This is a genomic window from Coleofasciculus sp. E2-BRE-01 (genome assembly GCF_040221695.1).
Taxonomy (GTDB): Bacteria; Cyanobacteriota; Cyanobacteriia; order Cyanobacteriales; family Coleofasciculaceae; genus Coleofasciculus.
On record NZ_JAVKEA010000065.1, the window covers coordinates 1 to 19,133 of the forward strand.

The 19,133-nt window shown below is 43.5% G+C and carries 15 protein-coding genes and 1 pseudogene; 11 read left to right on the top strand and 5 right to left on the bottom strand.

Annotated elements, in window-relative coordinates; translation table 11 throughout:
* Positions 1-196 (bottom strand): hypothetical protein (locus RIG66_RS08070; protein ID WP_446376903.1); only part of this gene is annotated, 196 nt, incomplete at its 3' end.
* A 352-nt stretch (positions 197-548) separates the two neighbouring features.
* Between RIG66_RS08070 and glgB the strand changes: the two genes are divergently transcribed.
* The 5 genes from glgB to RIG66_RS08095 all read left to right on the top strand — a co-directional run bounded on the left by glgB (position 549) and on the right by RIG66_RS08095 (position 7,565).
* Entirely contained in the window at positions 549-2,813 is a 2,265-nt protein-coding gene (gene glgB / locus RIG66_RS08075) for a 1,4-alpha-glucan branching protein GlgB (RefSeq protein WP_446376905.1), read from the top strand.
* 197 nt (positions 2,814-3,010) lie between these two features.
* Positions 3,011-5,542, top strand: a complete 2,532-nt coding sequence (gghA, locus tag RIG66_RS08080) for a glucosylglycerol hydrolase (RefSeq protein ID WP_446376907.1) — start codon at positions 3,011-3,013, stop codon at positions 5,540-5,542.
* 103 nt (positions 5,543-5,645) lie between these two features.
* Positions 5,646-5,714 (top strand): hypothetical protein, encoded by a 69-nt coding sequence (locus tag RIG66_RS08085; protein WP_446376929.1) that lies wholly within the window; start codon positions 5,646-5,648, stop codon positions 5,712-5,714.
* A 147-nt stretch (positions 5,715-5,861) separates the two neighbouring features.
* The gene (locus tag RIG66_RS08090; RefSeq protein ID WP_446376909.1) at positions 5,862-6,116 is read left to right on the top strand and encodes a hypothetical protein; all 255 of its coding nucleotides are present in this window, start codon (positions 5,862-5,864) and stop codon (positions 6,114-6,116) included.
* Between the two features lie 54 nt (positions 6,117-6,170).
* A complete protein-coding gene (locus tag RIG66_RS08095) occupies positions 6,171-7,565 on the top strand; it encodes an IctB family putative bicarbonate transporter (RefSeq protein WP_446376911.1) in 1,395 nt (464 codons plus the stop codon).
* A 405-nt stretch (positions 7,566-7,970) separates the two neighbouring features.
* Here RIG66_RS08095 and RIG66_RS08100 read toward each other — a convergent pair whose 3' ends face one another.
* Both RIG66_RS08100 and RIG66_RS08105 read right to left on the bottom strand, forming a co-directional pair.
* Positions 7,971-8,234, bottom strand: a complete 264-nt coding sequence (locus RIG66_RS08100; RefSeq protein WP_446376913.1) for a Txe/YoeB family addiction module toxin — start codon at positions 8,232-8,234, stop codon at positions 7,971-7,973.
* The gene (locus RIG66_RS08105) at positions 8,227-8,481 is read right to left on the bottom strand and encodes a type II toxin-antitoxin system Phd/YefM family antitoxin (protein WP_446376915.1); all 255 of its coding nucleotides are present in this window, start codon (positions 8,479-8,481) and stop codon (positions 8,227-8,229) included. The genes RIG66_RS08100 and RIG66_RS08105 overlap by 8 nt, the downstream gene beginning before the upstream one ends.
* 425 nt (positions 8,482-8,906) lie before the next feature.
* Between RIG66_RS08105 and RIG66_RS08110 the strand changes: the two genes are divergently transcribed.
* The 5 genes from RIG66_RS08110 to RIG66_RS08130 all read left to right on the top strand — a co-directional run bounded on the left by RIG66_RS08110 (position 8,907) and on the right by RIG66_RS08130 (position 13,397).
* Complete coding sequence (locus RIG66_RS08110) at positions 8,907-9,980, top strand: DNA cytosine methyltransferase (RefSeq protein WP_446376917.1); 1,074 nt, start codon at positions 8,907-8,909, stop codon at positions 9,978-9,980.
* Positions 9,977-10,840: a hypothetical protein gene (locus RIG66_RS08115; protein ID WP_446376919.1), complete on the top strand. Its 864-nt coding sequence runs from the start codon at positions 9,977-9,979 to the stop codon at positions 10,838-10,840. Before RIG66_RS08110 ends, RIG66_RS08115 begins: the two co-directional genes overlap by 4 nt.
* Before the next feature lie 422 nt (positions 10,841-11,262).
* Complete coding sequence (locus RIG66_RS08120) at positions 11,263-11,520, top strand: type II toxin-antitoxin system ParD family antitoxin (protein WP_446338456.1); 258 nt, start codon at positions 11,263-11,265, stop codon at positions 11,518-11,520.
* 63 nt (positions 11,521-11,583) lie between these two features.
* On the top strand, positions 11,584-12,705 hold the full coding sequence (locus tag RIG66_RS08125; RefSeq protein ID WP_446376921.1) for a DUF262 domain-containing protein: 1,122 nt from the start codon (positions 11,584-11,586) through the stop codon (positions 12,703-12,705).
* Positions 12,702-13,397: an MAE_28990/MAE_18760 family HEPN-like nuclease gene (locus RIG66_RS08130; RefSeq protein ID WP_446376923.1), complete on the top strand. Its 696-nt coding sequence runs from the start codon at positions 12,702-12,704 to the stop codon at positions 13,395-13,397. Before RIG66_RS08125 ends, RIG66_RS08130 begins: the two co-directional genes overlap by 4 nt.
* Before the next feature lie 227 nt (positions 13,398-13,624).
* On the opposite strand, the gene RIG66_RS08135 is transcribed toward RIG66_RS08130, so the two are convergent.
* Both RIG66_RS08135 and RIG66_RS08140 read right to left on the bottom strand, forming a co-directional pair.
* Positions 13,625-14,200: a Uma2 family endonuclease gene (locus RIG66_RS08135; RefSeq protein WP_446376925.1), complete on the bottom strand. Its 576-nt coding sequence runs from the start codon at positions 14,198-14,200 to the stop codon at positions 13,625-13,627.
* Positions 14,201-14,279: 79 nt separating this feature from the next.
* Positions 14,280-18,263 (bottom strand): magnesium chelatase subunit H, encoded by a 3,984-nt coding sequence (locus tag RIG66_RS08140; protein ID WP_446376927.1) that lies wholly within the window; start codon positions 18,261-18,263, stop codon positions 14,280-14,282.
* A 624-nt stretch (positions 18,264-18,887) separates the two neighbouring features.
* Here RIG66_RS08140 and RIG66_RS08145 point away from each other — a divergent pair.
* Positions 18,888-19,133, top strand: a pseudogene (locus RIG66_RS08145) (transposase); the annotation flags it as partial.

Here is a 19,133-nt window from a genome sequence, read left to right on the forward strand (position 1 = left end):
GTTGAGAAAAATGATTATTCAGAGGCTTGAAGGCGCAACACACTGTTCTGTGCAACTGGGGGTGAATAAATGGGCTTAAATCCTTGTCTGGTAAGGTTTCTGCTATTCGCAATCGCGCCTTTCGTGAGAAATGCGGGTTAAAAGCCGCGCGATCGCGAATATCCAGAATGGTCAATGCCGATTCTTTCGTTACCAAGTTCGATCAGGAAATGTCTCGGTTGAGGCTATGCTTCCCTTGAAAAGCTGTAAACCAGAATGGGTAAGGGTTTTGGCTTAAGTTGACACGGATACCTGCTTGCACTAATCTGTGTCCACTCAATTGACTCGGGTCGCCCTTCACCTTCAGTCAGGGCGGGTTTAATCACATCTGGGTAAAACTAAAACGATAGTAGTGAAACCCGCCCCTACACAGGTCAGGGCGGGTTTAGTCGCATCTTTTGTGAAACCGAAACAGTAGTGGTGAAACCCGCCCCTACACAAACACCAAATTGTGCCACTGGAGAAATCTTGATTACTATTAAGTCTGGGAAGTTAAACAAGGTAACGCCATGACAATAACCATCTCCCCAGATCAAATCGATCGGATTGTGAGTAATCGACACCATGATCCCTTTGAAATTCTTGGGTCTCATCCCGTTGAACGGGAGGGTAAAACAAGCTGGGTTGTGCGGGCTTACCTGCCGAAAGCCGACGCCGCTTGGGTGATTCGCCCCACCGAACGGGAAGAATACCCGATGCAGGCTGTCAGTCATCCTCATTTATTTGAATGTGAGATTGATATACCCGAGTTAGCCAACTATCAACTGCGGATTAAAGAAGGCGAGCATGAACGGGTCATCTATGACCCCTACGCCTTTCGCTCTCCGCGTTTGACGGATTTTGATATTCACCTATTTGCCGAAGGAAATCATCATCGCATTTACGAAAAATTGGGCGCTCACCCCACTGAATTTAATGGCGTCCAAGGGGTTCACTTTGCAGTATGGGCACCGAACGCCCGCAATGTCTCCGTTATCGGTGATTTCAATAACTGGGATGGACGCGAACATCAGATGCGCCAACTGGGGAACGGGATTTGGCAACTGTTTATCCCGGAAATTGGCATCGGAGAACACTATAAGTACGAAGTGAAAAACCACGTCGGACATATCTATCACAAGTCCGACCCCTACGGCTTTGAGCAAGAAATTAGACCCCAAACCGCGTCAATTGTCAATAGCTTAGACTACACTTGGCACGACGAAGACTGGCTAGAACGCCGTCGCCATAGTGATCCCCAAGAACAACCCATTTCTGTTTACGAGGTTCACTTGGGTTCATGGTTGCATGAAAGTGCCGAGACTCCGCCCGAATTGCCGGATGGCGAAACTCGCCCCGTGGTGAAAGTCTCCCAGAAACCGGAGGGACGCTTTCTCACCTATCGGGAATTAGCCGAACGCCTGATTCCTTATGTCAAAGAACTGGGCTTCACCCACGTTGAACTCCTCCCCGTTGCCGAACACCCTTATGATGGGTCTTGGGGGTATCAGGTGGCGGGATACTACACCTGCACCTCCCGGTATGGGACGCCTCAAGACTTGATGTACTTCATCGACCAATGTCACCAAAATGATATTGGCGTGATTGTGGATTGGGTTCCGGGTCATTTTCCCAAAGACACTCACGGATTAGCTTTCTTTGATGGTACGCATCTTTACGAACATGCTGATCCTCGCAAAGGGGAACATAAGGAATGGGGAACCTTAGTCTTCAACTATGCCCGGAATGAAGTTCGCAACTTTCTGATAGCCAACGCCCTATTTTGGTTTGACCGCTATCATATTGACGGGATTCGCGTAGATGCTGTAGCGTCCATGTTATATCTGGACTACGATCGCAAAGATGGGGAATGGGTACCGAATCAGTACGGGGGTAACGAAAACTTAGAAGCCGCCGACTTTTTGCGCTATCTGAATTATCAGATATTCGGCTATTATCCCGGCATCCTCTCCATTGCTGAAGAATCCACCGCTTGGCCCCTCGTCTCTCGTCCCACTTACCTGGGTGGCTTAGGCTTCAGCTTCAAGTGGAACATGGGCTGGATGCACGATATGCTGGACTATTTTGCCAAAGATCCCCTGTATCGTCCCTACCACCAAAATAATGTCACCTTCAGCATCATGTACGCCTTCAGTGAAAACTTCATGCTGGCGCTATCCCATGATGAAGTCGTCCATGGAAAAGGCAACCTGCTGAGTAAAATGCCGGGAGATGACTGGCAGAAATTTGCCAATCTCCGCTGCTTATATGCCTACATGTACACCCATCCCGGTAAGAAAACCCTATTTATGGGCATGGAATTCGGACAACGGAATGAGTGGAATGCTTGGGCAGACTTAGATTGGGGCGCGTTGCAACATGCACCCCACCAACAACTGAAGCGGTTTATGGCGGATTTGAATCACCTTTACCAAAGTGAACCCGCCCTCTATAGCCAAGACTTTTCTCATGAAGGGTTTGAGTGGATTGACTGTAACGATGCTGACAATAGTGTCGTCTCGTTTATTCGCAAAGCAAAAGACTCGGATGACTTTATTGTCACCGTCTGTAACTTTACCCCTCAACCTCATCCCGACTATTGGGTAGGCGTCCCCGAACCCGGTTTCTATGCTGAAGTCTTGAACAGCGATGCTGGGGATTACGGCGGTAGCAATATGGGGAATATGGGGGGTCGCTGGACAGGGGAATGGTCTCATCCTCGCTGGTCTTATTATATTGACTTGTGCTTGCCACCCTTGGGCGTTTTGGTTCTGAAATTAGATCGGAATAAGTAGTTGGAGAGAGTCATTAGTCATTAGTCATTTGTCCTTTGTAAGGGTTTAAGTGAACGGTGGGCGCACAGCTATGCGCCCCTACGCCAAAACCCTCTGCGTCCCTCTGCGCGAACCTCTGCGTCCCTCTGCGTTGAAAAATTCTGCCACCGCTTACCGGACAAAAAAAGAATATTTTGTTAATTAATTACCAGGGAAACATGACAAAAACCGCAACAAAAAGAATACCCATCACCTTAATCACCGACGAAACCCAAAAACTCCTCGATTGGGCAGATAGCGTTCAACAATCCGACGACACAATATTCCACAAAGCCAAAACATTAGCCACCCGCCTCGGTGCCCATTACCGTGCCGATGGACTCACAGAAATAGGCTTCTGGGCACCGGAATTAGGGGCAGATATGTTCCAACCCAAGAACATTTATCTGGAAGTTCTCACCCCCCTGAACGAAATTGACCCCACCTTACCTAACCAAAAAGTCAAAGTTCATCGGGAACACCTGCAACTGGAAAAACAAGGCGAATATTTCTGGGGCGTCGTTTCCGGAATGCGTCCGGGAACCAAAGACCAGATGGGTTCCTTCTATTGGCTAAAATACTTAGATTTTCAGAATGAAATTCAAACCATTAGCGATGTTTTAGCCTATTCCTTACCTTACGGTGTCTACGCCCCCGCCGAACTCTATGACCTAAATCAGTTGCAAGAAAAACGCAGCGACTTGGAGTATTTAGGTCAAGGGGACGCCGATGAATCCGGGATTATTCGCGTTCATCCACCGCGTAATATCTTACAGATTCATATCACCACCGCCGCTAAAGAAGGGACACTGGCAGGATTAACCCGAATCTATCAACGGATTGCAGAAAAAATCAACGCCAATGACGCTTTAACCCCAGCCGAACAATGTTACATCGGCTATGATGCGGTGCAACTTCTCCCCATTGAACCCACAGTAGAATATCGGATGGAACATGATTTGGGGCAAGGGTTTTTTATCTTCAATGAAGATGACCTAGATGAAATTGACCCGGAAACCGAACAGGTAGATTACGAAACCGAGGATATTAAAATCACTCTGAAAAAACCAGATATCCAAAACTGGGGTTATGATATCGTTATTTTTGGGTCTTCAGCGACCAATCCCTCCGTCCTGGAAACTCTACGTCCGGATGAATTAGTGGAGTTTATTAGTACACTTCATACTTTCCCCACGGGTCCAATCCAAGTCATCTTTGATATTGTGTATGGTCATGCAGATAACCAAGCTTTAGACGTTCTGAATGGGCGATTCCTGAAAGGACCGAATATGTACGGTCAAGATGTGAACCATCAAAATCCCGTTGTCCGGGCTATCTTATTAGAAATGCAGCGGCGGAAAAATAATTTTGGCGTTGATGGGATTCGCGTGGATGGTGCCCAGGATTTCAAGTTTTTTAACCCCCTATCCGGGCGGGTGGAATATGATGACGCCTACCTGAACGATATGGGCGCAGTGGTGCAAGACATTGGGTCACACCAGCGGCGACTCTTTGCTATTTTTGAGGATGGACGCCCGTGGCCCGCCCAAGGGTGGGAAGAGATTTCCACCTATCGAGATATTGTTGAATTTATGCCTGATGCGTTTCAGTGGGGTCCCTTAATCTTTGCCCATAATACCCCCGGTTTGCAGAAGTTTTGGGATAAGAAATGGCGTCGGGTTTGTGAGGTGATGCAGGTTGGCGAAAACTGGATTACTGGGTGTGGAAACCATGATACGTTACGCCGAGGAACGCAAGTCGAACCCGGATTACCAATTAATTGGAATTTGGGGAAAAGTTTACCGGAAGTGTTGAATACGGCGTATAATAATCCTGCCGTAACGCTATGGGTGTATGGGTTTAGTCCCGGTTTACCGATGGACTTCATTAACTGCACCATGGAAGCCGCTTGGGGCTTTTTCCGCAATACTGATGATCGCTATGGGGTAAAAGTGGCGGCGGAAGAAGCAGGATTTTTAGATTGGCAGGTGGAAAAGTATGTTTATAATGACCAAGACAATATTTTCCCCCGGCTGAAGCAAATGGGATTCCGCAAAATTGATGAATTACGTCAGTTTATGCGCGGACTCTATGACGCCATTGAAGAAACGAATTACGATTTAGAAGAAGTGGCAAGTTTATGTCAGCGTTATTTGGGGGCGGAGTCAGAAAAAGAGGAAGTTAAACAGGAAGCAACGAAGCGGAAATCAGCCGCACAATTACAGAAGCTGAATGTACCGGAAAAATCCCAGGTGTTGACGGAGTTAGATGTCGGGAAACTGAAGGTATTTGCTAGGGCGTTTATGGAAGATATGCACCAAGCTTGTAATGTGTGGAATTATGAGGACTATTTGGTACCAGAATTAGCGGCGTTTAATTTAACCTTGCGTCGTTTCCGTCATGATCATCCTTGGTTGCGCCATAATTTATCGGGATTGGATCGGTTTAATCGAATTAGCGAGGATAACTACACCCTTTTCTATGGCTTGCGGAATCAACCTACAGAGGAGGGGGCGAGTGAAACGCCGTATCAGATGGCGATGGTGTCTCACATGGGTGGTGATCCAGTTACGGTGACGCTGGGAGACTGGCTACAACTGGATTTAGACGAATGGCAGATTGCGATCGCGTCTCCGGGATTGGAGGTGAGTGATTTGCGATCGTTTGAGTTGCGAGACACCCAAGCGTTACTGTTAGAACGAGTGAATTAAGGGAAATATTCGTTCGTAGTAGGCACTTTAGTGCCTCAAGCGCTAAAGCGCTTACTACAAACTGGAGAAATGGCAGATTGCGATCGCGTCTCCGGGATTGGAGGTGAGTGATCTGCGATCGTTTGAGTTACAAGATACCCAGGCGCTGCTGTTAGAACGAGTCAGATATTAGATGAGATTAGGGCACGATAGTATCGTGCCCCTACCGAATCAATTATCCCTAAGCTGTGGTAGGTAACATTGCCGTGTCCGATTCAATCAGTCTTTTGCTATACCATAAACATTTAGAATATCCTGGTTTCTGTCCTCTGATTGCCTCATGAATGAACAACGCTATACAGCATATCTAACGCTGATTAATACCCTATTAACCTGTCCCGGTGGCGAGGAAGGGCGAGTTTTGCAAGATAAACAATTGTTTCGTCGTATGTTCGTAGCCGCGTCATTAATTAGGGCGCATGTCTATGCGCCCCTATGTTCAGATGCGATATCTCCTGAAATCTTGCACCATTCCAGGGCTTCACCGCCTCTTACCAAACCTTATCCTGAAGTCGATTCACTTCCTCTGAAGTAAGCTGATTGAATAATGTTTGACATACATCGTAAATAATAAACCGATCACGACTCTATGAATTCAGTGTGGCAACAGGTTACTCTATCCAATTTACGTTTCTATCAGTGGCGCGGCGCTAGCTATTTATATCGCGTCGTGGGATTGCTGCAAGCTTGGCGGCGGGGGAGTTGGCTGCTTCAGTGGGCGGAACCCTTGGGCGCGTTGCTTGTGGCGATTGTGTTTGCGGTTGCGCCCTTTGTCTCTACTGCACTCATCGGCGTGTTGTTAATTGCTTGTGCGGGGTTTTGGCTACTGCTGACTGTCTCAGATGAGAGAGAACGCCCCCAGGTGACACCGATTCATCTGTTGGTATTACTGTATTGGTCAGTTGCCACTGTTGCCACAGCCATGTCTCCGGTGAAAGTGGCAGCCCGTCAGGGTTTGGTGAAACTGACGCTATACTTATTACTCTTTGCGCTAATGGCACGGGTACTCAGATCAACCCGTCTGCGTTCTTGGGTAATCGGCGTTTTCCTGCATACCTCGTTAATTGTTAGCGTTTACGGGATACGACAGTGGTTTTTTGGCGCAGAAGCGTTGGCAACCTGGACTGATACTAATTCAGCGGCGGCGGATTTGACGCGGGTTTATAGCTATTTGGGGAATCCGAATCTATTAGCGGGTTATTTGATTCCGGCTGTGGCGTTGAGTTTAGCGGCGATGTTTGCTTGGACGAGATGGCTTCCAAAAGCGTTAGCTTTAACCATGTTTGTGGTGAATTCCGCTTGTCTGGTTCTTACGTTTAGTCGCGGCGGCTGGATTGGTTTTGTCGCCTGTCTGTTTGTCTTCTCAGTTCTGGTCGTGTATTGGTATAGTATCCAATTACCAGAAAAATGGCGTCCTTGGGCAATGCCTGCGATGCTGGGGAGTTGTGCGGCGGTAATTATTCTGGCGGTGCTATTTGTTGAACCGGTACGAGTGCGAGTGGCAAGTATTTTTGCGGGGCGGGAAGATAGTAGTAATAACTTCCGCATGAATGTATGGGCGGCGGTGATTGATATGATTCGCGATCGCCCGATTATTGGTATTGGTCCGGGAAACAATGCGTTTAATAAGATCTATCCCTTGTACCAACGTCCTAAATATACCGCGTTGAGTGCCTATTCTATCTTTTTGGAAGTGGCAGTTGAAACGGGTTTTATTGGCTTGTTTTGCTTTCTCTGGTTACTTGTGGTTACGGTGAATCGTGGTGTACAACAAATTAACCGACTCCGCGCCCTGCGGAATCCTCAAGGCTTTTGGTTAATTGCCGCGATCGCTACCATAGTGGGAATGTTGTCTCATGGTTTAGTAGACACAGTTTGGTATCGTCCTCAGGTGAGTACAGTATGGTGGTTGATGGTGGCGATTATTGCCAGTTATTATCTGCCGCCTCAAGCTGATACCTCAACGGCTGTGCAGGATAGCTAAGCTGTCATGCATTTAAATTGGGTATTAGTAGCGAGCAAGATGCTCGCACTACAAGGCTTTCGTCATTATTGACATTAAGGTTTAAATGCCGAACAGCTTAGTACCCACATTACTAAGAGGATAAAGCATTGTGCGATCGCAACCGCTTGTTGATTGGGTAGTGGCGTGGCACACCTTAATTTGTGGATTAGCATTGTAGGGGCGCATGGCGTGCGCCCGGTTTAAACGCCAAATTTATTCCACAATTTTAGCTGTGTCAGTCCAGTAGAGTGCGATACGTTCCTTCGGAACAGGCTTCGCCAACGCGAGTTTTTTGTGGGGTGAGTGTTGCTGTGATTTTATAGCTGGTTAAATATAGGATGCATGACAATAATAAAGGGCGCACGTCGGTGCGCCCCTACTGTCTTAATAATGATAGCGACAAGAAATAATCGTTAGATAATTATCATCTACCGCGTAGACAAGACGATTCGTATCATCAATACGACGTGACCAAAATTCCGATAAATTTTCTTTCAAAGGTTCAGGTTTGCCAATCCCCTCAAAGGGAAGAGTTTTAGTTGCCTTGATCAGTTTATTAATCCTCTTAAGAGTCTTCTTATCCTGATTTTGCCAATAAAGATAGTCCTCCCAAGCTTCATCAGTCCAGGCTAACTTCCGATTACTCATCTACTAGATGTTTTTCTGTTACCTGTCCTTGTTTGTATTGGGCAATGGAGCGTTCTAAGTGGGCTGCATTGGCTGGAGACTTTAACAAATGAACGGTTTCGAGCAAACTATTGAAATACTCAAGGGACATAACGACGGCATCATCAGCATCCCGTCTGGTAATTATAGTATAGTCAGCATCATTAACCACCCGATCCAAAATGGCTTTCAGTTTATTTCTAGCTTCAGTAAACGTTACGACTTTCATTCCTAAAAGCTGTCGGCTTAATTGTACAAGTATAGCCTAGCTGATCTGAGTCTAGCAAGAAAGCGGCAAACCTAGCATACCGCTCAAAGGCATTGTGCGATACGTTCCTTCGGAACAGGCTTCGCCAACGCTAGATTTTTGTGGGGTGAGTATTGCTGTTATTTTATAGTTGGTTAAATATAGGATGCACGACAATAATAAAGGGCGCACGTCGGTGCGCCCCTACCGTCGAACAGGGAAAGATCGCATCCACTGAAAGTAAGCGCGATCGCGTTAGAATAGCAGTCGGTTAATTAATCTGAAGCTGATTTTAGATGTCTTAACCGAGCCGTATTGACTGGATAATTTTCTTTGCTGCCTGTTGGGGCTTCGTGAACGTGCAACCATGTTTTATAATAGAGAATCAAACTTGCTGAAAAACAGGGATGGAAAAAATTAAATTTATTGATTTATTTGCTGGAATTGGTGGATTTAGAATTGCCTTTGAAAGAACGGGCTATGAATGCGTATATTCTTGTGAAATCGATCCCAAGTGTCAGGAAGTATATTTTAATAACTTTTCAGATAAACCCGCAGGTGACATTACAAAAATAGACGTTAATAGTATTCCTGAGTTTGATGTTTTAACGGCGGGATTCCCTTGTCAGCCTTTTAGTATATGTGGTAAAAGAAGAGGTTTTCAGGATACACGAGGTACATTATTTTTTCGCATTTGCGAAATAATCGCAGCCAAAAAACCTTCGGTTATTCTCCTGGAAAATGTAAAACATTTAATGCATCAAGATAAAGGTAGAACGCTAAAGGTGATTTTGTACTCTTTAGAAGATTTGGGATATAAAGTCAATTATAGCCTGCTGAATTCTAAAGATTTTGGAATCCCCCAAAACCGGGAAAGAATAATTATTGTTGCTACCAAGAACAAAGAATTTAATTTTAATAAATTGAAAACAATAAATTCTAGAGCAAAATTAAGAAATTTTCTATCCGATTCTGATAATTTTGAATATTTAGAGCCGGACAGCTATACCTTAATAGATCAACCCAAACAACAGCAATCTGGATTAATTTTCGTAGGATATCGGAATAATAAGAGTATTTGGAAAAAAGGAGTTAGACCTAATACTCATCATTTATCTAGGGTTCACCATCAACCCAATAGAATTTATTCAGTAGAAGGCATACATCCTACAATACCTTCTCAAGAGACATCGGGGCGATTCTTTATTTATCTTCCTGAAGAAAATGCCGTTCGCAAATTGACGATTAAAGAATGTTATAGGATTATGGGATTTCCAGAAAATTTTAAACTCCACGGAAATTTAGGAGAATGTTACAAGCAAGTGGGAAACTCGGTTTGCATTCCTATGGTTTCTGAAATTGCTCATCAATTAAAAGAACAAATATTTCTTGGTAGTCAGGAAGAAGAGAATGATCATAATTTTATAGCTGAAAAGGAAGAAAAGTTTATTCAATTACAAATACCAGGATTACGGTTATGAATCACAAAGAAAAATTATTACAGGTTTATAAACAAGCTACCAATGCTGAAGATATTAAAAGTGAAATACCAGATACTTACAAAGACTTTATTTCCAAGATTGCCAACAACTGTACTCGATTAAAAGGAGTTTATACAGTCTTAATAACTTTGTTAGTACATAAAACTCTTAACCCGGACCAAGATATTAGATTTCATCAAGCCCAAATAGGAGGTTTTTCAGGTAGAAATATAGATAAACAGTATATTACTCCTACTTTACAAGAGTTAGGGCTTCCTGCAATGGCTGAAAGTGGCTGGTTAACCCGTTCCCTTGAACAACCTAAACCTTATACTCTTGACTACCCTGGAAAAATCGGTAATAAATCAGTTAAAGAAGCATTTCTGAATCTTATAGATTGGGTTCAAAAAAATTCTGACAAAGCAGAATTAGTATTGAGAATACTTTTATGGCAAGTTATCCAAAATACAAATTTCACTAAAATTGAGATTACTAAAATAGAAAATAATGCAAGGCTTAATATTAAACTTATAGTAAATAGTTTAGAAGAGCATTTTAATTTTAATTATAAAACTCATGGAGCATCTAAACTTCCAGTTCTTGCGTTCTATGCTATTTACCAAATTTTGATTGAAGAAGTTGAACGATATAAATTATGTACCTTAAAAAAGTTAGCTAGTCATACAGCTTCCGATCTAACGTCTAGAAGTGCAGGTGATATTGAAGTATTTGATGAAAACAATAAGTTATTTGAAGCTGTTGAAATTAAACAAGGCAAGAAAATTGATATTCAAATAATTCGTATAGTTAAAGAAAAGATAGTGAAATACCACCCACAAAGATACTGTATCATCATCTGATATTGAGAATTCAGATACTGAATTAATTGACATAGAAATTAGTGGAATAGATAAAAATCATGGCTGCCAAATAATTATTAACGGAACCATACCTACCTTGAAGTATTATTTAAGATTAATAAGTTCACTAGATAATTTTATCAATAAATATTCCATATTGATAGAATCAGATTGTGAGCTTCAAATTGATCATAAGATTAAGTGGAATGAAATATTATCTGAACATTTTGGTATCTATTACGGGGATCAGAAAATAGGCGACTGATATCATGGACACACGAGAAAGGGCGCAAGCCTTGCGCCCCTACTGTCGAACCTGGAAAGATCGCATACACTGAAACGGCAAGCGCGATCGCACTTCGGGAAAGTATAGATGTGATCGCGTTAGAATAGCAGCAGGTTAATCCAAAGCTGATTTTAGTATGCCAATTACATTGCCACCAGAACTGGAACAGTTTATCAACAATCAGGTTGCTAGCGGCAAGTATGCCTCTACTGATGAAGTCTTCTTGGCTGGTATTAAGCTGCTACAGGAACGAGAAAATCTTTATCAAGGACGATTTGAGGAATTACGCCGCGAGATTATGGTTGGAGTTGAAGAGGCTGAACGAGGCGAATTGTTAGACGCAGAAACCGTTATAATTGGGCTGCAAGAGAAATTGCAACAGCGTCGCGCTTAGGCTAATTAATCAGCCCTAAGTATTCTTACTTGCCCTATTGCTGTCCTTTAAGCAAAATTATATATGTCTAAGAAAATAGAAATTACAGACGAAAGGAAAAAATTAGCAGAAACTGAAATTCGCGAAAAAAGAAAAACTGTTGATTATAATACAATCGAATATCCCATTGAAATTCTTGTCCAAAAATATTTAGAGGGAATAGATGATAATATTAACGAATTATTTATTCCAGATTATCAACGAGAAATGGCGTGGCCTCCTGATCATCAGTCGAAATTTATTGAATCTGTACTTTTAGGTTTACCTATTCCTTATATTTTTGTTGCTGATAGTTCTGCTGAAGATGATAAGGAAGATGCACGTTTAGAAATTATAGATGGAACCCAAAGAATTCGGACTTTAGCCAACTTTATCAATAACGAACTGGAGCTAAGTAATCTTAAAAAGTTGAGCAATTTGAACGATTTCACCTTTGCGGATTTACCCCTTTCGCGTCAAAGACGTTTTAAACGCTCTACGATTCGGATGATTCAATTGACTGAAGAAGCTGATGAGGAAGTACGTCGGGATTTATTTGAAAGGATTAATAGAGGTAGTATCGAACTCAATGAGATGGAAAAACGAAGAGGTATTCATCCTGGAGTATTTCTGGATCTTGTAGAAGAATTATCAAAAAACCAAAGGTTTCGTTATTTATGTTCATTTTCTGATGCATCTATCGCAAGACGTGATCCTCAAGAATACGTCTTGCGTTTTTTTGCATTTCTAAACAACTATCATAACTTTTCTGGTAATGTTCATGATTTTCTTGATGAATACTTAATCAAATGCAACAAAGAATTTGAAATTCCTAATAAAGAAGAGCGAACTAAAAAACTCCAAGAAATGAAAAATGAATTTTATTCAATGTTGGATGTTGTAGAAAAATATTTCCCAGATGCTTTTCATGTATTTATAAAAACTAAGAATAAATACAAACCGACAACTCGCATTAAGTTTGAATCTATAGCTGTAGGTATAGCCTTGGCGTTGAGAGAAGGTCAAGGTGATGTTGTACCCAAATCAACAAAATTTTTAGACTCAGAAGAATTTAAGAAATATACTAAATCTAATGCAAGTAGCTCTAACAATAAAGTTGTTAATCGTATTGAATACGTCCGTGATCAGCTTTTAGGAAAATCATGAGAAGTAGATTATTTGAAGAATTCAATGAGCGTGCTAAAGAAGTCAGTAAATACTTAATGTTTATTAAAAACTTGGAACAGGAGACGGTTCAACTAAGTATTGGTATTCAGGGTAAGAATAAAATCCGTAAAGTTGATTCTGATTTAGAAAAGACATTGAAGGCTTCTGGATTTTTAATGTTATATAATTTGATAGAGTCTACAATGAGAAATGCTATTGAGGTAATTTTTGATGAACTGAGTAACGAAGGCATTTCTTTTGATGAAATGAAACCTTACCTTAAAAAAATTATCATAAAAAATATTAAGAATAATCATTCAACAGATAATTTGTTAGATAATATACAATCAATATCTGTTGATATAATATCTGCTAGCTTTGATAAGGAAAAACTTTTTTCTGGTAATCTTGATGCAAAAAAAATTAAGGCTATTGCTAAGGAATATGGTTTCTCATCTACAACTAATGCTCGTAAGACTGGAAATGGTAGTCATTTAGTGACGATTAAAACTAATAGAAATGGTTTAGCACACGGTTTTTACTCATTTAAGGACGTTGGTAAAGATATCAGTGCTGATGAGCTGTTAGAAATAAAAAGAAAAGTAGTTTTTTATTTAAGAGAAATATTGCAAAATATAGAAAATTATTTAGCCAATAAGGACTATTTAGATTCCTCTGGAAGAACTCCTTAATTTTCTCGACTACTACTCTAAATAAATAAGAGACGTTCCACCGTAACGTCTCTACAACAGGGGTTTTAGATTACAAATTCTCAATCCATTCAATCCGCTCCTCGACCTTACAAGGGTTTTGAATCACCTCGGAATGTATAAAAAATAGTCTAATAAATATTGTGTACAACTTCCTAATCCACGATTAAGGATTCTGTTTTAAGTAATCTTAAATTAAAGATTGAATACTACCAAATAGACTCAAGATTCAGGACAAATCCAGGTAATACTGTTTCCCCGGAGAGGGTAGAAGGAGATTCAAGCACTTCAATCTCTTGACCGGGGCGATAAATTTCCACTTGTCTAGATTTCCGATTAATTAACCAACCTAAGCGGACACCATTCTCTAAATATTCTTTCATTTTATCCTGAGTGTCTTTCAAGCTATCACTTGGAGAAAGTAACTCAATTACAAAATCAGGACAAAGAGGAAGAAATCTCTTTTGTTGCTCAGGAGTTAGGGAATTCCAGCGTTCCAATTTTACCCAGGAAGCGTCAGGAGAGCGATCCGCTCCATTAGGAAGTTTAAAACCACCAGAAGAATCAAAAACTTTACCTAGTTTATTTTGCTCATTCCAGATCCATAGTTGAGCAGTTAGTCCAGCATTACGGTTGCTAGTTTCTCCCCCTACAGGTGGCATGATAATTAATTCCCCTGTAGCAGTACGTTCAAATCTGAGCGTTTCATTGTCCTGACATAGTTGATAAAATTGCTCATCTGTTAGTTGAATTATCGAGTGTAGGTTGAGGGTTAAAGCAGTCATTGTGATTGTGACTTTCAGATTTTTTAACCCCTGTAGAAATTTTACTGATAATCTCTCTACAGGGGCTTTATCTACCGAACTATTCTATCCCTTCAATCCGATCCTCAACCTCCTGATACAACTCCCGCAACATTTGCAGATTACTCTCACTCGTCTCCCAATACCCGCGTCCATTCACTTCCAACAACGTGGACACCACCTTGCGGAAGGAATGAGGGTTCAAATTCATCAACCGCTTCCGCATTTCTTCATCCTGGATAAACGTCTCATTAGCTTCCTCGTATACCCAGTTATCCACCGCGCCAGCCGTCGCACTCCAACCCATAGTATTAACTAACCGCTTCGAGAGTTCTCGCACGCCCTCATAGCCGTGACTCAGCATTCCCTCATACCATTTCGGGTTGAGTAGCTTCGTCCGCGCATCTAAACGCACCGTCTCCGATAACGTCCGCACTTGGGCGTTTGCTGTCGTCGTATCAGCAATATAAGATGCAGGCGTCTTACCATCTTGACGCAGGGTTGATACCACCTTCGTCGGATCAGAATCAAAATAGTGAGACACATCCGTCAGACTAATCTCCGAGGAATCCAGATTCTGGAACGTCGCCTCCGCCGTTTTCAACGACGACTCGAAAATTTGGCGATTCTGTTCCATGGTTCCCGGATTATCTGCACTAAAGGCAAAGGATTTCCGGGTTAGGTACATATCCTGTAACTCGGATTCGCTTTCCCAAGTGCTATTCTCCACCGCCAGATTCACATTCGAGGCATAGGAACCTGACGCATTGGAGAACACCCGCGTCGCCGCTTGGCGCAGATTAATCCCCATATCTTCCGCCTGTTGCATGGCGTGTTTGCGGACAAAGTTCATCTCCTGGGGTTCATCCGCCTCAGCCGCCATTTTCACGGCTTGATCTAACAGATTCATCTGGTTGATAAACAAATCCCGGAATACGCCAGAACAGTTAATCACCACATCCACCCGGGGACGCCCTAATTCTTCCAGAGAAATCAGTTCTAACTTATTCACTCGCCCTAACGCATCAGGAACGGGTTTCACCCCAACCATCCACATAATTTGTGCCAGGGATTCCCCGTAGGTTTTGATATTATCGGTTCCCCAGAGGACACAGGCAATGGTTTCGGGCCAAATTCCGCCATTTTCCGCCCGATGTCGCGCCAATAAACGGTCTACGACAATTTTTGCTGATTTTACGGCGGCGGTGGTGGGGATGGATTGGGGGTCAAGGGCGTGGATATTCTTCCCCGTGGGTAATACATCCGGGTTGCGGATGGGATCACCGCCGGGTCCAGGTAGGACATATTCCCCTTCCAACGCTTTCAGCATCGCGCCGAGTTCGTTATCAGCAACGACTTGCTGGAGACAGAATTCCAGATACTCAAATAGGGGCTTAATTGCCTCCGAGTCAACCTGACAGTACCCTGCATCAATCAGCGCTTCAATCCAAGGGGTACGCTTCCGCATATTAAAGAAATTCAGACTCGTCACCTTGGACACCCGCCCCTCGGCATCGGTTTGGGCTTGGACTAACGCCGCCACAGACGCACGAGTGGCTTGGGTGATGTCTTGGAGTAACTGTACATCCGCTAAGACACCTCGGTCATTATTTTGATAGATCTCGTCGATATCCCGGTTAAGGCTATTGGCGATAATTCGCGGCAGACTGAGGATTTCTTCCTCTGGACGATCCAGACTAGCAATATTCACTAAAGTCGCGATCGCTTCCTCAGCCGTCGGCGGTTTGCCAATTACATGCAACCCACAGGGTAACAGCCGCGACTCAATCTCCATCAGCTTTTTGTAGACTAACCCCACCAGGGTATCCCGTTCCTCTGGGGTCAGTTCACTGGCGTCTTTTTCCGGTAAGGCGATATCTTTATCCAGATTCACCAAGCGGCATTTATCCATAATTGTGTTCACAATCGGAACGCCGCGTCCGGTGTCTTTCAGGGTTTGATAGGACCCAATTAATTCATTCAGTTCCTTCAACCCTTTATATAACCCAGCATTCTCCGCCGGAGGGGTCAGGTAGGAAATGGTTTCGGCGTAACTGCGCCGTTTCGCGATCGTCGCTTCACTGGGATTATTGGCGGCGTAATAGTAAAGATTGGGAATCGAACCAATTAAATTATCCGGGTAACAATCCCCCGACATCCCCATCTGCTTACCGGGCATAAATTCCAATGACCCGTGAGTCCCAAAGTGCAGTACGGCATCGGCTTGCCAGAGATGTTCTAAATAGGTGTAGTAAGCGGCAAACCCGTGATGGGGACTGGCGGAACGGGAGAACAGCAACCGCATCGGATCACCTTCATAGCCGAAGGTAGGCTGGACGCCAATAAACACGTTGCCAAATTGCTTACCATAAATCAGTAGGTTTTGTCCATCACTATTTAAATGTCCCGGTGGTGGACCCCAGTTTTCTTCTAAACGGGTGGAGTAAGGGGTAAACCGTTCATACTCCATCACTGACATCCGGTAGGCAATATTCAGTTCGGGACTGGCATACTGCGCTTGGGCGTCGTGGATGACTTGTTGCATCAGCGCTTCGGCGGATTCGGGTAAGTCTTCCACGTCGTAGCCGTTATGCTTCAGGGCTTCCATGACTTTATAAATTGACCCGAAGACATCCAGATAGGCGGCGGTACCGACATTCCCCTTATCCGGCGGGAAACTAAATACGGTAATCGCCACCTTCTTATCCAGTTTCGGCTTACGGCGCAGGCTTGCCCATTTCAGCGCCCGCTTCGCCACGGCTTCAATCCGATCCTGAAGTGCGATCGCTTTCCCGGTGGTGCCATCTCGTCCAGATAGGATAATCGGTTCGATCGCGCCGTCTAATTCGGGGATGGCAATTTGCAGCGCTACCTGAATCGGGTGGAGTCCCAAATCACTCCCTTCCCACTCTTCTGTGGTTTGGAAGACTAAGGGTAATGCCACCATATAGGGACGGTTGAGGCGTTTTAAGGAGTCGATCGCCTTGGGATGATCTTGTCGCGCTGGACCCCCGACTAAGGCAAATCCGGTCAGAGACACCACCGCATCCACTAGAGTTACATTGGCTTGTCCCTTACTCGTGGGCGTGTCATAGAAAAAGGCATCCACGGGTTTGGAGAAATCGAGTCCCCCAGCAAACACAGGCAGAACTCGTGCGCCCATGGCTTCTAGTTCCTGTACCATTGCCACATAATGGGCATCATCCCCGGTGACGAGGTGGGTACGTTGCAGAACTAAACCGACACAGGGGGCGAAGGGATCTTTTAAATCTTCGGAGATATCGTCGCGATTGTTATACCAGGTGAGATACTCTTTGACATCCTCAAACATCTTTGTCGATAGGGGATGCCAGATGCCCATGTCTGGGTAAACCACCGGGTCTTTAAATTCTAGGGTTTTTCCCTTAAGCACATATTTATCTGCCAGCATTAACAGGAAGTTTTCCAGGTTCTGGGAGGAACCTCCTAGCCAATACTGGAACGACAGCATAAAGTTACGGGCGTCCTGTGCCTTATCGATGGGCATATATTTCAGGACTTTCGGCAGCGTTTGCAATAGTTTCAGCATCCCATCTTGGAAGGATGAGCCTGACTTTTCTTTACGCTTCTTCATGAACTGGGCGATCGCACTCTTGGATTGACCCAGTTGTGCCATGGAGAAGCTGCCTAATTTATTCAGGCGCATCACCTGCGGCATGGAAGGGAATACCACCGCCGCATCCAAGCGATCGCGATGGGGTTGAACGGCGGCGACTACCTTATCCGCTAAGTCTTCGATAAAGATCAGTGAGGCGATAAAGATATTCGCTTGGGCAATATCTTGCTCAAATGCCTCATAGTTTTGCGGATCACGGAGTTCTTCGATTAAGTAGCCACTGATTTCAATGGCAATATCCGGCTGATTTTGATTAATTGAACGGACAGCCGCTGATAAGGCACTTTGATATTGTGGCTCTAGCACGACATAGACCACCTTCAGTACGTGACGATTCTTGGGGTCATCGGGGGTGATGTGACGAATGGTGGACTTGACGTGAGTGAACATGCGGTTCTAGCTCCTTTTGATGCGTGTTCTCTTCTCATTGATAGGGTTCCAGGGAAGGTTGGCTTGGCTTCCCTTAGGAACAATCGGCTTGGCGTTACAGTTAGGGCAACTTTTAGTGGTTTTACCAGAAAATGCTGACCCATGCAGCGTTTTCGCCCTCGTTTGACACAATTCGATAGGAAGTTGCTCAATTTACTTTACATTTATTTACATTCATTGAAGTAATCGCTCTAACTATTTTTGACAAAAATTTACATTTAACTCAAACTGGGCAAAATTATACTCAGTTTTCTAGAGGTGCTGGGGTACATGTGGGTACATAATATTGGCAATTCTGGTAGACAGGGATAAAAGGACACAGAATCCCCAGCGAGGTTCGTGGTTGCGCTGTCTTGGCTAAATGCGATCGCATCTCCACATAAGTGGCGGTACTGGTGCAGACAACCCGGGCTTCCCTATCCCTTGCAGCGTTGGATCATCTCCTGTGTTAGGATATCGCCAGTATTTGTGGCATTTTGTGGTGAGTACCCTTCCCTTTAATTTGAAGGAAAAACAGATTTAATCAAGAAACTGATAAATGAAAAAATAGTCTTTTTTTTAATAGATAATCCTATGTTAAAACGTATAAAATCGGAAATAAAATTATCAAAAAAGCAAACTCAAAAATTAGAGCAAGTCAAACAAGCTTCGCCTTTAATTGGAATTATGCATTCATTAAAAGAAGAATTGCATCAAATATTTGAAGAAAGTCAAAACCTGGGAGAGGGAACTTTAAAACTAATTGATTGGTTAGACAAGGCTCAAATTTACTATAAAAAAACTGTATCAGCAATTAAACGATGGTTTGCCGAAGTCGTGGGTTATTTTGAA

Excerpts from the sequence above, each read along its gene's own strand:
- glgB (WP_446376905.1), top strand. The coding sequence starts at position 549 with ATGACAATAACCATCTCCCCAGATCAAATCGATCGGATTGTGAGTAAT.
- gghA (WP_446376907.1), top strand. The coding sequence starts at position 3,011 with ATGACAAAAACCGCAACAAAAAGAATACCCATCACCTTAATCACCGAC.
- RIG66_RS08090 (WP_446376909.1), top strand. The coding sequence starts at position 5,862 with ATGAATGAACAACGCTATACAGCATATCTAACGCTGATTAATACCCTA.
- RIG66_RS08095 (WP_446376911.1), top strand. The coding sequence starts at position 6,171 with ATGAATTCAGTGTGGCAACAGGTTACTCTATCCAATTTACGTTTCTAT.
- RIG66_RS08100 (WP_446376913.1), bottom strand. The coding sequence starts at position 8,234 with ATGAGTAATCGGAAGTTAGCCTGGACTGATGAAGCTTGGGAGGACTAT.
- RIG66_RS08105 (WP_446376915.1), bottom strand. The coding sequence starts at position 8,481 with ATGAAAGTCGTAACGTTTACTGAAGCTAGAAATAAACTGAAAGCCATT.
- RIG66_RS08110 (WP_446376917.1), top strand. The coding sequence starts at position 8,907 with ATGGAAAAAATTAAATTTATTGATTTATTTGCTGGAATTGGTGGATTT.
- RIG66_RS08115 (WP_446376919.1), top strand. The coding sequence starts at position 9,977 with ATGAATCACAAAGAAAAATTATTACAGGTTTATAAACAAGCTACCAAT.
- RIG66_RS08120 (WP_446338456.1), top strand. The coding sequence starts at position 11,263 with ATGCCAATTACATTGCCACCAGAACTGGAACAGTTTATCAACAATCAG.
- RIG66_RS08125 (WP_446376921.1), top strand. The coding sequence starts at position 11,584 with ATGTCTAAGAAAATAGAAATTACAGACGAAAGGAAAAAATTAGCAGAA.
- RIG66_RS08130 (WP_446376923.1), top strand. The coding sequence starts at position 12,702 with ATGAGAAGTAGATTATTTGAAGAATTCAATGAGCGTGCTAAAGAAGTC.
- RIG66_RS08135 (WP_446376925.1), bottom strand. The coding sequence starts at position 14,200 with ATGACTGCTTTAACCCTCAACCTACACTCGATAATTCAACTAACAGAT.
- RIG66_RS08140 (WP_446376927.1), bottom strand. The coding sequence starts at position 18,263 with ATGTTCACTCACGTCAAGTCCACCATTCGTCACATCACCCCCGATGAC.